This window comes from Kitasatospora sp. NPDC085895, from assembly GCF_040702125.1.
GTDB lineage: Bacteria > Actinomycetota > Actinomycetes > Streptomycetales > Streptomycetaceae > Kitasatospora > Kitasatospora arboriphila.
On sequence record NZ_JBFBJY010000051.1, the window covers coordinates 19815 to 32647 of the forward strand.

The 12833-nt window shown below is 75.8% G+C and carries 10 protein-coding genes and 1 pseudogene; 4 read left to right on the forward strand and 7 right to left on the reverse strand.

Features of this window, described 5'->3' with window-relative positions; genetic code table 11:
- Positions 1 to 37: 37 nt before the first annotated feature.
- From AB0442_RS27035 to AB0442_RS27050, 4 genes are all read right to left on the reverse strand, one after another.
- The gene (locus AB0442_RS27035; protein WP_366165976.1) at positions 38 to 1399 is read right to left on the reverse strand and encodes an NAD(P)/FAD-dependent oxidoreductase; all 1362 of its coding nucleotides are present in this window, start codon (positions 1397 to 1399) and stop codon (positions 38 to 40) included.
- The gene (locus tag AB0442_RS27040) at positions 1396 to 3009 is read right to left on the reverse strand and encodes a class I adenylate-forming enzyme family protein (RefSeq protein ID WP_366165978.1); all 1614 of its coding nucleotides are present in this window, start codon (positions 3007 to 3009) and stop codon (positions 1396 to 1398) included. The genes AB0442_RS27035 and AB0442_RS27040 overlap by 4 nt, the downstream gene beginning before the upstream one ends.
- On the reverse strand, positions 3006 to 3983 hold the full coding sequence (locus AB0442_RS27045) for a UbiA family prenyltransferase (RefSeq protein ID WP_366165980.1): 978 nt from the start codon (positions 3981 to 3983) through the stop codon (positions 3006 to 3008). Before AB0442_RS27045 ends, AB0442_RS27040 begins: the two co-directional genes overlap by 4 nt.
- A gap of 219 nt (positions 3984 to 4202) precedes the next feature.
- Positions 4203 to 4505: a hypothetical protein gene (locus AB0442_RS27050; protein WP_366165982.1), complete on the reverse strand. Its 303-nt coding sequence runs from the start codon at positions 4503 to 4505 to the stop codon at positions 4203 to 4205.
- Between the two features lie 398 nt (positions 4506 to 4903).
- Between AB0442_RS27050 and AB0442_RS27055 the strand changes: the two genes are divergently transcribed.
- Positions 4904 to 6265: a DUF3533 domain-containing protein gene (locus tag AB0442_RS27055; protein ID WP_366165984.1), complete on the forward strand. Its 1362-nt coding sequence runs from the start codon at positions 4904 to 4906 to the stop codon at positions 6263 to 6265.
- Positions 6266 to 6503: 238 nt separating this feature from the next.
- On the opposite strand, the gene AB0442_RS27060 is transcribed toward AB0442_RS27055, so the two are convergent.
- Entirely contained in the window at positions 6504 to 7223 is a 720-nt protein-coding gene (locus AB0442_RS27060; protein WP_366166043.1) for a hypothetical protein, read from the reverse strand.
- Between AB0442_RS27060 and AB0442_RS27065 the strand changes: the two are divergent.
- Positions 7224 to 8789, forward strand: a pseudogene (locus AB0442_RS27065) (M28 family peptidase); the annotation flags it as partial.
- A gap of 249 nt (positions 8790 to 9038) precedes the next feature.
- Complete coding sequence (locus AB0442_RS27070) at positions 9039 to 9551, forward strand: protein phosphatase (protein ID WP_366165986.1); 513 nt, start codon at positions 9039 to 9041, stop codon at positions 9549 to 9551.
- A gap of 33 nt (positions 9552 to 9584) precedes the next feature.
- On the opposite strand, the gene AB0442_RS27075 is transcribed toward AB0442_RS27070, so the two are convergent.
- Both AB0442_RS27075 and AB0442_RS27080 read right to left on the reverse strand, forming a co-directional pair.
- A complete protein-coding gene (locus AB0442_RS27075; RefSeq protein ID WP_366165988.1) occupies positions 9585 to 10454 on the reverse strand; it encodes a hypothetical protein in 870 nt (289 codons plus the stop codon).
- 62 nt (positions 10455 to 10516) lie between these two features.
- Positions 10517 to 11443: an NAD-dependent protein deacetylase gene (locus AB0442_RS27080; RefSeq protein ID WP_366165990.1), complete on the reverse strand. Its 927-nt coding sequence runs from the start codon at positions 11441 to 11443 to the stop codon at positions 10517 to 10519.
- Between the two features lie 320 nt (positions 11444 to 11763).
- Here AB0442_RS27080 and AB0442_RS27085 point away from each other — a divergent pair, with 320 nt between their 5' ends.
- Positions 11764 to 12741: a helix-turn-helix domain-containing protein gene (locus AB0442_RS27085; protein ID WP_366165992.1), complete on the forward strand. Its 978-nt coding sequence runs from the start codon at positions 11764 to 11766 to the stop codon at positions 12739 to 12741.
- The last annotated feature ends 92 nt before the right edge of the window (positions 12742 to 12833 follow it).

A 12833-nucleotide genomic window follows, 5' to 3' on the forward strand; every position in this document is an offset into this window, starting at 1 on the left:
ACAGGGCGTGCGGGTGTGCGGGCGTGCGGCGTGGACGTCAGGGCACCGGGACGGGCCGGTCCGCCGCATGGGTGAGCACCCGGTGCGCGGCCAGCCGGCCGGATCGGACGGCGCCCTCGCTGCTCGGCCGGAGCATCACCCAGTCCCCGGCGTACTCGATCGCCCGGGTCGGCCGGGCCAGGAAGGCGGCCCGCTCCCGGACGGCGGCGGGTGTCGCCTGCGGCAGGCCGTGCCGGTACCGGTGCACCAGGGTGCGGACGGTGGCCGCCCGCAGGCCCGGGAGGAAGCGCTCGGCCTCCGCGCAGGCGATCTCCACCACCCGCTCGTCCGGCTCCTCCAGCAGCTCCGGGCTCGTCCACGGCGAGACGAAGACGTTCGCCAGGCCGCGGCCCTCGGGTGCCCGGCCGCGGGCCTTGAGGTGGTCGAGGACGATCCCGGTGCAGACCAGGCTCTCACCGGCCGGGACGGAGATCGCGTAGCTGGGGCTGCGGGTCGGGCCGGGCAGCGGCCGGTCCAGCAGGCAGGCCACCTTGAGCATCGGCGCGTACGTGCTCGCGGCCACGAATCCGCGCTCCTCGGGCGGGAGTCCGGGATGCAGGGCGAGCGCGACGGGGGCCGGCACGGCCAGCACCGCCTGCCGGGCGGTGCACCGCACGCCGTCGGCGAACTCCAGCCGCACGCCGCCGTCCTCCGGCCGGACGGCCGTCACCCGGGCGTCGAGGGCGACGTCGAGCCGGTCGGCGAGCGAGCGGGCCAGGGTGTCCATGCCGTCCCGGTAGGTCATCCAGCGGGCACCGGCGCCGCCGACCGAGAGCAGGGTGGCCACCATCGGCCCGATCGCCGAGGTGTCCGGCCGCCAGCCGAAGCAGTGGCTCGCCAGCGGCTGGAGCATTCCGTCGAGCAGTTCTTCGCGGCCGCCCGCGCAGTACTGATCGAGCGTCAGCTCGCCGCTGGGCGCGGTCTCCGGGTGGTCGGGGTCGAAGCCGCGCCAGCGCAGGGCCAGCTCGGTGGCGAAGCCGAGCCAGGCCAGCCGTCCGCGCCAGGAGAGTCCGGCACCCGTCAGCAGGCCCTTGGGGTGGCCGAGACGGGCGTGGGCGCGGCCGTGCCGCCAGAGGGCGAAGCCGCTCTCGACGACCGGCACCTCGGCCTCGGGGATGCCGACCGCCCGGATCAGTTCCCAGGTGGCCTCGTACCCGGCTCCGGCGATGGTCTCGGCGCCCTCGTCCACCAGGTAGCCGTCCACCCGGGTGGAGGCCATCCGGCCGCCGACCCGCCCGCTGCCCTCGAAGACCTTCACCTCGCGGCCGGCGGCGGCCAGGTGATGGGCGGCGGCCAGCCCGGCGATGCCGGCGCCGACCACGGCGACGTCCAGCTCGGGGGTGCTCCCGACGGTGGTCATGTCCACCGTCCGCTGCCGAAGGCGGCCGTGCCGGCGAGGAGCCGTTCGCGCAGTTCGTGCCGCCGGACCTTCCCGGTGCCGGTGCGCGGGACGGCGTCCCGGTCGAGCACCACCGGCTCGGCGAGCGGCGGCAGGTCGTGGACGGCCCGCCGCCAGCGCTCGCCGTCCAGTTCGCCGTCGCCGGTGACCAGCACCGGCAGCGGGCGGCCGTCGGCGACGGCGAGCAGCACCGCCTCCTCGACCTCCGGCAGCCGGTCGTGGAGCACGTCCTCGACCTCGACGCAGCTCAGCCCCGGGACCATGTCCACCTCGCGGTCGAGCAGCAGCAGCCGCCCGTCCCGGGTGCGGACGCCGAGGTCGCCGGTGTTGAACCACGGCCCGGTCGCCTTCGCCTCCCAGCGGTCCGACTCGCCGAGGTAGCCGAGGCAGCGGGCGCCCGTCCGGGTCAGCACCAGGCCGGGCTCGCCGCGCCGGACGGGCGCCATGGTGGCGGGGTCGACCACCTTGAGGCGCACCCAGCCCGGCAGCGGCCGGCCGAGGTCCCGGGTGGTCGGGTGGCGCTGCTCGCTGTCCGCCAGTGCCCCGCGGGTGAGGAAGCGGAAGGTGAGCGGCCCCGTCTCGGTCTGCCCCCAGCCCTGCATCCAGAGCGGGCGGCGCCGTTCGGAGGCGGACAGGAAGGTGCGGACGGTCGGCGGATGCATCGCGTCGAAGGTCGAGATGTACAGCCGCACGTCCCGGAACGGGTTCTGCGGCCCGGCCGCCAGCTGCTGCCAGCGGACGTAGGTGGACGGCAGCGCCTCCAGGATCGTCGGCGGGTGGCTGCGCAGCAGCGCGGCGGCGGTCGACGGGTCGGAGTCCGGCAGGATCGCGAAGGTGCCGGGTGCCCGCCAGAACGCGCTGGCCGTCCAGGTGACGGCGCGGCCGTGGGCGAAGGAGATCGCGCTGGCGACGGTGTCCTGGCGGCGGGCGGAGAGCACCGGCCAGCGGCGGGCCTCGAAGGCGGCCAGCCGGCGGATCAGCGTGCGGGTGGAGTGCACCACCAGCTTGGGGACGCCGGTGGTGCCGGAGGTGTGGTTGACGGTCAGCGGCGCGTCGTCGGGGCGGCGGTGCACGGCGGGCACGGGGTGGCCGCGCAGGTCGTCGGGGGTGAGGGCGCCCTCGGCGGGGCCGTCCAGGCAGACCGTGCGGCGGACGAGCCGGGTGAGGTCGTGGCCGGCCGGGCGCGCGGTGCCCAGCACGTCCCGCTGGGTCACCAGGACGGCGGGCTCCAGCCGTTCCAGCAGCACGGCCAGGCCGTCCGGCGGCACCCGGTCGGAGAGCAGCGCCGGCACCGCGCCGATCCGGGCGGCGGCGCAGGCGAGCAGCACGTAGTCCCAGTGGTTGCGCTTCACCACCGCGACCCGGTCGCCGGGCCGCGCGCCCGCTGCGGCCAGCCAGGCGGCCGTGTCGCGGACGAGGTCGGCGAGCCGCTCCGTCGTCCAGCTGCTGCCGCCGTCCGGGGCGAGGTCGAGCGGACGGCCGAGTTCGACCCGGATCGGCGGCCGGCGCTCGGCCAGCACCTCGAACAGCGGGCCGAGGTCCAGCGGCAGGGGTTTCACCAGGGTGGTCACGACAGGCTCCCGGTGAGCAGGCCGGCGGCGGACAGGTCGACGGCGACCAGCAGGGCGCAGCTCAGCCGGTGCAGGTGGATGCCGAGCCGCCGGGCGAGCAGGACCTGGCCCTCGACGAAGCCCCGGTACCACTGGCGCGCCCGCAGGACCAGCACGGGCGCCATCACCAGCGGGAACCACCAGGGTGCCACGCCCGCCACCGCGGAGCCGACCACCAGCGCCGCCTCCAGGGCCGAACAGCCCGCCACGAACAAGGCGTTGCCGCGCGGCGGGAGGAGCACGGCGGCCGTCCTGCGGCCGACCGCGCGGTCGCCCGGGATGTCGTTGGTGTTGGAGTAGACGCCGAAGAGCAGGGGGCCGAGGCCGAACACCAGCGCCTGCACGGCGGCGAAGGCGTCGAAGCGGCCGGTCAGCAGCCCGTGCAGCGGCAGGACGAACAGCCAGCCCAGCGCGGCGAGGAAGAACTCCTGGAAGCCGTTGTAGCTGATCCGCAGCCACCACGAGTACTGGAAGCCGAAGACCGTCAGGGCGAGCACCCCGGCCACCGCCCAGAGCGGCCGCGCCGGGGCCAGGGCCAGCGCGGCCAGCCAGCAGAGGGCGCAGGCGGCGGTGGAGAGCCAGCCGAAGCGGATCGCCTGCGGCTCGGTGAGGGTGCCCGCGATCAGCGGCTTGCGGGCCAGCCGGCGGGCGGGCGCGTCCGGGCCGTAGTTGACCTCGTCGCTGCCGTCCCGGTAGCCGGTGACGTCGTCGAAGGTGCACATCGCGGCACTCATCGCGATCTCGCCGCCGAGGAAGAGCAGCAGCACGGCGAGGGTCGTCACGGCGGTCGCGGCCGAGCCACCCGGCAGCACCATGGCGGCGACCAGCGGGACGCTCAAGTAGTAATCGTAGATGTCGAGTTTGGCCAGTCGGGCGTAGGCCCGCCAGGCGATCGGCGGTGACTCGGCGACGGCCGGTGCGGCGGCGTGCTCCACGGGATCGCTGTCCTCTCAACGGCGGCCGGGCCCGGGACGGAATGCCGCGGGGGCCGGAGAAACGGGCCGACCGCGCTGACGGTGCGCCAATCCGCCGTGGCGGACGGTGAGTCGGCGGTCTCATGATGGCATACGGATACCGTTCGGATGCATTCCTATGATGAGCGCAGAAGCGGGCGGTCCATGGTGTGTTCGTCTGCGGACCGCCCGTTGCGGGAATTACGCCGAGAAACTCCCGGCGCCACCCGGGACGTGCGTGCCGTAGCCGGGCTGGACGGTCAGGCTCGGCCCGAGGCAGAACGGATTGCCGTAGACCTTCACCGGCCCGTCGGTCCGGTTCGCCAGCACATGGGCCAGGCTCGGCAGTTGGTTGCATCCGGACGGGTCGGTGTACACGTCCAGCGGCTGGAACTCGGTGGAGAACACCACCACGGTGCCGGTCGCCGCCCGCGGGGCGGGGGCGGCGCCGGTGAGCGCCAGAACCGCGCCGGCGGCGGCCAGGGAGGCCAGGAAAGCTCGCACAATCGTCCTCGCTGTCGATCGGTTCCCGCATTCTTCGCGGGCTCACCCCATCGATATCGTGCGCATACGTTTGAGTTCCATTCGCGGTGTCGGACAATCACCCGCCCGGCGGAGGGGATCGAATGCCCGTCCGGCCGTGCGGCCGCGGACTCCGGGAGCGCCCGCCGGCGGCGTCCGGTCGGGTGACACACGGCCCCCACCGATCGGCGGTCGCAGGCTGGGCGTCCCAGGCCGCGTACGGTCGTTCCGGACGGACCCCGCCCGGCGGTCCGGCGCGCCCCGGCAGTGGCGCGGCAGTCACCCCTGCAACGGCCCCGCAGTGGCACCGGCCCGAGCGGGACCGTCCGCAGGGCGCCGATCCCCGACGGCGCCGGCGGGACGAGCGCAGGAGGCACCCCATGACACCGCCCACCCCGCCCGGCGCGGCCGAGCCGCCCGCAGCACCTGCGCCGCCACCCCCGCCACCCCCGTCCGGCAACGGTGCGACGGCGCTCCAGGTGCTGCGCAACCCCAGGATCTGGATCCTCCCGACCGCGCTGACCGGCGTCGTCGCGCTGCTGCTGTCCCTGCTTTACATGGGCGGCATCCTCAACCCCCGGATCGACCTCCACCGGGTGCCGGTCGGCCTGGTCAGCGCCGACAAGGGCGCCACCGTCGACGGCAAGCAGCAGAACCTCGGCGCGAGCATCACCGCCTCCGTGGCCGCCGCACCCGACCCGGACGAACGGGTCAACTGGCAGGTCCTCAGCCCCGACGAGGCGCAGCGGAAACTCGCCTCCAACCAGCTGTACGGCGCCCTGCTGATCCCCGAGGACTTCACCGCCTCCGTCGTCGGGCTCGGCCGGCCGCCGACCGGCTCGCCCGCCCGCCCCACCGCCGTCGTCCTCACCAACCCCGGCTCCGGCAGCCTCGCCTCCTCCTTCGCCGCCTCGATCGCCACCGACGCCGCCCACCGCGCCTCGACCGACCTCGGCAAGCAGCTCACCGCCACCGCCGCACAGCGCGCCGCCCAGCAGGGCACCCAGGTCTCCAACCCGTCCGCCCTGCTGCTGGCCGACCCGATCACCGTCGAGACCCGGGTCGGGCACCCGATCGGCCCGCACAGCGGCCTCGGCCTCAGCGCCTTCTACTACACCCTGCTGCTGGTGCTCGCCGGCTTCCTCGGCGGCAACGTCATCGGCAACGGCGTCGACGTCGGACTCGGCTACACCGACAACGAACTCGGCCCGTGGCACACCCGCCGGCGCACGATCCCGATCACCCGCCGCCGTACCTGGGTGGTCAAGTCGGTGATGAGCGTCGGGATCTCGCTGCTCACCTCGGCCGTCATCATGCTGGCCACCGTCTCGATCCTCGGCATGGACGCCTCGCACCTGCCGCTGCTCTTCGTCTTCTCCTTCTGCGCCAGCGCCGCCGTCGGCCTCGGCGTGCAGGCGATCAACGCCACCTTCGGCGGGATCGGGCAGCTGGTCAGCATGTTCGTGTTCATCGTGCTGGCCCTGCCGTCCTCCGGGGCGACGATCCCGCTGCAGGCGCTGCCGGACTTCTACCGCTTCCTCGCCAGGTTCGAGCCGATGCGGCAGCTCAGCGACGGCGTGCGGGCGATCCTCTACTTCGACGCCCGGGCGGACGCCGGCCTCGCCCGCGCCTGGATCATGATCGGGGTCGGCACGGTGCTCGCCCTGCTGCTCGGCTGGGCGATGACCAGCTACTACGACCGCAAGGGCCTGCACCGGCTCGCGGCCGAATCCGCCGCCTGAGGCGGACGGGCCGCTCGGCGGTACGGCCCTCCGCCTGTGCACACGCACCCCGCCCGCCGCGCCGGGACCGGCCGAACGGGTCGCCGGCGGGCCGTTCCGCCCGGCATCTCGGGCGCAGCCGGGCGGAGGGCCGACGAGGGGGAGGCGGGGTAAGGGGGGCGGTGAGGAGGCCCAGGCCCGCGCGCAGGAGGGGCAAGGCGCCGGTCGCGCGTGCCGGGGAGTCGACGGCGCGCCCGGCTCACGGGGTGGCGAGGGGTCGGGCGACGGCGAGCAGGTCGGGGTGGCGGGACCGGGGTGGGAGGGCGGCCAGGCGGTCGTGCAGGCCGCGGAGTTCGTGGCGGACGAGGGCGGGAAGGGCGGGGGTGTCGGCCAGGGCGGGGGAGAGCAGGGCGAGGGCCGCGTCCCGGTCGCCGGCGCAGAGGTGGCAGTCGGCCAGGCGGACGGTGAACAGCAGCCGTGAGGACGGCAGTTGGTCCGGTCCGAGCAAGGCCAGGGCGGTGGCGGCCGCGGCGGAGGCGTGCCGGGCGGGCCGCGGGTCGCCGACGGCGGCGGCGACGTCGCGCAGGGCGGCGGCCGCACCGGCCTCCACCCGGAGCCGCATGGAGGCGATGGAGAGCCAGGCGACGTCCGCCTCGTCGGGTTCGCCGACGTGGTCGAGGTGCAGCCGGGCGCGGGCGATGTGCCGGACGGTCCCGCGGACGTCCCCGGCCAGTGCGTGGGCCCGGGCCCGGCCGATCCGGCCCATCGCACCGGCCCAGTGGCGGTCGGGCGCGGCCCGGCCGATCGCCCGGGCGTAGCCGAGCGCGGAGTCGGCGTCGCCGTCGAGGCGGGCCAGGGTGCTCATGTCGCTCAGCGCGGCGACCTGGGTTGCGGGGTCGTCGGCCAGTTCGGACCAGGTGAGCGCCCGGTCGAAGCAGGCCATGGCGGTGGCCCGGCGGCCCTGCTGCATCCGCAGCACCCCGGCGGCTCCACCACGGCCACGGTCGCCACCGCCGTGACCTCGGGCAGCGCGCAGACGGTGGGCCTCAGCGCCTCCGGCGCGCCGAGCGGCGTCACCGTCGGCTTCAACCCCTCCTCGGTGCAGGCGGGTTCCTCCGCCACCGTGACCGTCTCGGCAGGTGCCTCCGCGCCGGCCGGGACGTACACCCTGACCGTCACCGGCAGCGCCGTGCACACCGCGCAGTACACGCTCACCGTGGGCGGCGGCGGCAACCCCGGCGGCGGCGCACCCGACATCGACGTCGCCAAGGTGCAGGCCCACCTCGCCCGGCTGAACACCGTCGCCAACCAGAACGGCGGGAACCGCCGGGCCGGCAGCGCCGGACACGGCCAGTCCGTCGCCTACCTCAGGGGCAAGCTGCAGGCGGCGGGCTACACCGTCACCGAGCAGACCTGCACCAGCTGCAGCTACACCTCCGACAACCTGATCGCCGACTGGCCGGGCGGCCCCGTCGACCAGGTCACCATGTTCGGCGCCCACCTGGACAGCGTCGCCGCCGGGCCCGGCATCAACGACAACGGCTCCGGCTCCGCCGTCCTGCTGGAGAACGCCCTGGTGCTCGCCCAGCAGAACCCGACCCTCACCCGGCACGTCCGGTTCGCCTGGTGGACGGGCGAGGAGCAGGGTCTGCAGGGCTCCGACCACTACGTCTCCCAGCTGAGTTCGACCCAGCGTGCGGCGATCAAGGCGTACTACAACTTCGACATGGTCGGCTCGCCCAACGCCGGCTACTTCGTCAACAACCTCACCTCGGCCGCCGCCGCCCCGCTGAAGGCGTACTGGGACTCGCTGGGGCTGCAGCCCGAGGAGAACACCGAGGGCCAGGGCCGCTCCGACGACTACTCCTTCCAGCAGGCCGGCATCCCCACCTCCGGCTACGCGGCCGGCGCCAGTGCGGTCAAGACGGCCGCCCAGGCGGCCAAGTGGGGCGGCACCGCGAACCGCGCGTACGACTCCTGCTACCACCAGTCCTGCGACACCACCGGCAACATCAGCGCCACCGCGCTCGACCGCAGCGCCGACGGCGTCGCCTCCGCCCTGTGGAAGACCTCGGTCGGCAGGACGGTGCCCGGCGACGACTTCTCGCTCGCGGTGAACCCGGCGAGCGGCAGCGTGGAGGCCGGCGGCTCGACCACCGCGACCGTCGCCACCGCCGTCACCTCCGGCAGCGCCCGCACGGTCGCGCTGACCGCCACCGGCCTGCCGAGCGGTGTCACGGTGAGCTTCAGCCCCTCGTCCGTGCAGTCCGGCGCCTCGGCGGTGATGACCGTCTCGGCGGCCGCCGGCACCGCGTCCGGAACGTGCTCGATCACCGTCACCGGCAGCGGCCCGGCCACCCACAGCACCACCTACTCCCTGGTGGTCGGCAGCGGGCCCGGCACCGGTACCTGGGCGGCCGGCACCGTCTACCGGGCCGGCGACACCGTCACCTACGCCGGACTGGGCTACGTCTGCCTCCAGGGCCACCGGGCCCAGACCGGCTGGGAGCCGCCGATCGTCCCGGCGCTCTGGCAGCGCGTCTGAGAACCGGGACCGTGCCGCGGGACGCCGTCCGGCACCCCGCGGCACGGCCGTCCACCGGGCGCCGCCCGGCACCGGCCTCCGGCGGGACACCGGAGCCGGGCGGTACGGCCCGGCGGACGGCCAGGGGGGAGGGCGGCAGGGGACCCGGGGGTGCAGGGGCCCCTGCCGCCCGCACCCGTCACCGGCACCGTCACCCCACGGGGAACGCGCTGCGGGCGGCGGCCGTTGGACCGCCGGAGAGGGGTGTGGGTGAGGACACGTCAGAAGGACCGCGACGTCCCGGGGCCGCGGGCGCCGTGGGACGAGATCGTGCCCGGCCTGTGGATGGGCGGGCACTACTGGACGGACACCGCGGGCGAACTGCAACTCGCCGTCGCCGGAGACGAGTTCGACCTGGTGGTGAGCCTGTACGCCGCGCCGGGCCACGGGCCGGCACCCGGCGTCGAGCACCTGGTGGCCGAGATCCCCGACGCCCCGCTGACCGCCGGGCAGCTCGCGGACGTCCGGCAGCTCGCCCGGGCCACCGCGTCGGCCGCCCGCGACGGCCGCACCGTCCTCGTCCGATGCCGCTCGGGCTACAACCGCTCCGGCCTCGTGGTCGCGCAGGCCCTGGTCGAGCTCGGGACGGAGCCCGCGGCGGCCGTCGAGCTCGTCCGCCGACGGCGCTCCCCGTGGGCCCTGCACAACCGCGTCTTCGAGGACTACCTCGCCGTGGGCCTGGACGTCGCCGCACTGCTCACCGGCCTGGACGCGCCGGCCTGACCGCCGGCCCGGCCCGGGCGACGCGCTCCCGGCTCAGCCCGGAGCGTGCAGGGCCAGCGTCCAGGTGTGCACGGTGTGCCGCTGGTGGTCGGCGGGGTCGCGTTCGGCGACGATCGCGGTGAGGCGGTCGCCCTCGCGGCGCAGGGTGCTGATGTACCGGTGCCGGTCGTCCGCGGGGACGGTCGTCAACTCGGCCAGCACCGTGTGCTCCAGCCCGCGGCCGACGGCCCGCACCACCCCGTCGTCGATCACCAGCACGGTGCCGTCCTCCAGCACCACCGGCCGCGGCACCGTCGGGTCGGTGAGCGCCGGGCCCGCCTCCACGACCCCGCCCGGGAGTAGCCGGACGACCCGGCTGCGGGTCGGGATGCGGCGGTCCTGCTCCACCACCCGGATCCCGCTTCCGGTGACGAAGTGCCCGTAGCTGCGCCAGGCGTCGACCTCGGTGCCGTCCCGGTCGTACTCCCAGGTGTCGAAGTGGCCGTAGCCCTCCAGGCCCAGGAAGAACCGGCCGCCGCGCAGCACCGCCCCGCGCTCGCCGCGGAGTTCGGCGATCAGCCGGCCGTCCGCCAGGTCGAGCAGCAGGGCCGGACCGAGCATGCCCCACACGGTGTAGGCGAGCGAGTCGGTGGTGACGAGCACCCGCCCCTGCGAGACGTGCGCCGCGTTGGGGCGGGCCTCGCAGCGGTGGACCCAGCGGGTGCGGCCGGTGTCGTCGATGCAGCGCACCTCGCCCTGCGCGCTGTGGATGCTCAGCCCGTCCCGCCGGGCCAGCGGCCCGTCCGCCCGTGGCCCCGGATCGTACGGCGGTCGGCCGACCGCCGCGACGTGGTCGAGGACGGTGGCGCGCCAAGCTGCGGACGGTGCCTGGCCGTCGGGGCCGCTGCGCTCGGGTGTCGGCATGGCGGCGATGGTAGCAACGGCCCTGCCCGGGGCAGGAGACGGCCGGTGGCCGGCCTCCGCGCTCAGGGTGCCGGGTCCGGCTGCCCGAGGCGCGCCGCGAGGCCGGCCAGGGTCTCGCCGAGCGGCGCCGCCACCCTGGCCGCGGCGAACTCGTCGCCCCGGGTGGCGCCCTGGTTCACGATGGCGACCGGCTTGCCGGTGCGGGCCGCGTGGCGGACGAACCGCAGCCCGGACAGGACGGTCAGCGAGGAGCCGAGGACGAGCAGCGCCCGTGCCGCGTCGACCAGGTCGTAGCACTGCTGGACGCGCGGCTTGGGGACGCCCTCGCCGAAGAACACCACGTCCGGCTTGAGCACGCCGCCGCAGGCCGCGCACGGGGCGATGCGGAAGGCGTGCACCAGCTCGTCGGGCAGGTCGACGTCGCCGTCCGGGTTGATCCGCGAGCCGGTGTCCCGGAAGCCGGTGTTCAGCTCGCTCAGGCGGCGGTCCAGCTCGCGGCGGGTGCTCGTCCGGCGGCAGTCCAGGCAGACCACGCGGTCGAGGGCGCCGTGCAGCTCGACGGCGTCGACCGTGCCCGCCGCCCGGTGCAGCCCGTCCACGTTCTGCGTGATCACGCCCGTGACGTGGCCCGAGCGGCGCAGCTCCTCGACCGCGCGGTGGCCCGCATTGGGCAGCGCACCGGCGATGGTCCGCCAGCCGACGTGGCTGCGCGCCCAGTACCGCCTCCGGCCGTCCTCGCTCGCGGTGAACTCCTGGTACGTCATCGGCGTGCGCGGCCGGGCCCGCCCGGTCTCCCCACGGTAGTCGGGGATGCCCGACTCGGTGGACAGCCCGGCGCCGCTGAGCACGGCCACCCCGCCGCCGGCGAGCAGCCGCCCGACCTCGCGCAGGCCGTCGGCCGTCGCCGTCCCGTCGGCCGGCTGCGGCCCGTCCGCGGGCGGCTGGGACCCGCCGGCCGCCGTGTTCCCGGTCATCGGTCGGATGCGCATGCCCCCGAGGATAGATCGCCCGCCCGCGGACCGCGGCTGACCGGCCCGGGAAGGCCGCGGCCGGAGTGCTGCCCCGCCGGTCGGCCCGCAGGTCAGCCCGCGGGCGGGACGCTCAGGAAGCCGAGCTCCGCGCAGCCCGTGCCCTTTCCCTCACCGCCAACGGCACCGGAGGCGGCGGGGCATCGGCGGCACCAGCCCAACCGGGTGTGGTCGCTGCGCTGACCGGCCCCCTGCCCGGCGGCCCGTGCCGGGAACGGATGGCCGGATCCGCCAGAGACCCGTCATTGCGGACACCACCCGCGCCCGGCGAGGATCGGGGCATGTCCCAACCGCACCGCGTGGTGGTCACCGCCTTCCCCGGCATCGAGATCCTCGACGCCGCAGGGCCGGCCGAGGTGTTCTCCGTCGCCACCCGCCTCCTCGGCGGCACCCGGCCCGGCTACCGGGTGGAGATCGCCGCGGCCGAACCCGGGCCGGTCACGACCTCCAGCGGCGTCCGTCTGCACGCCGACCTGACGCTCGACCGGGTCGGCGGCGGCATCGACACCCTGCTGGTCGCCGGCGCCGTCGACACCGCCGACGGCCCGCCCGTCGCCCGGGTCGACCCCGCCGTCACCGACTGGCTGCGCGCCACCGCCGGCCGGGCCGCCCGGATCGGCGGCATCTGCGCCGGCGCCCACCTGCTCGCCGCGGCCGGTCTGCTGGCGGGCCGGCCGGCGACCACGCACTGGCTCACCGCCGCCCAACTCGCCGCCGAACACCCGGAGACCGAGGTCGACGCCGACCCGATCTTCGTCCGCTCCGGCCACCTCTGGACCTGCGCCGGCATCACCGCCGGCATGGACCTGGCCCTCGCCATGGTCGCCGAGGACCACGGCCAGGCCCTCGCCCTCGCCACCGCCCGCACCATGGTGATGTACGTCAAACGCCCCGGCGGGCAGAGCCAGTTCAGCGTTCCGCTGTCCGCCCCGCCGCCGCCCGACGACCGGTTCGGCCCGCTGCTGCGGGTGATCGCCGAACAGCCCGCCGCCGACCTCTCCACCGAGGCGCTGGCCGCGCGGGCCGGGCTCAGCGTGCGGCACTTCTCCCGGTTGTTCGCCCGGCACACCGGCCGCACCCCCGCCGCCTACGTCGAGGGCACCCGGCTGGAACGGGCCCGTCGACTGCTGGAGGAGAGCGACCGGGCCCTCGCCGACGTCGCCCGGGCCAGTGGTCTGGGCTCCGTCGAGACCCTTCACCGGGCCTTCCGCCGCGGCCTCAACACCACGCCGGCGGACTACCGCCGCCGCTTCCGCTGACCGACTCCCCCTCCTGCCCCCGCGACCTCGCGTGGGGCCTCCTCGGCCTGCCCGCGTACGGCGCCGGCCGCCGCACCCTCCCCTGGAGAACA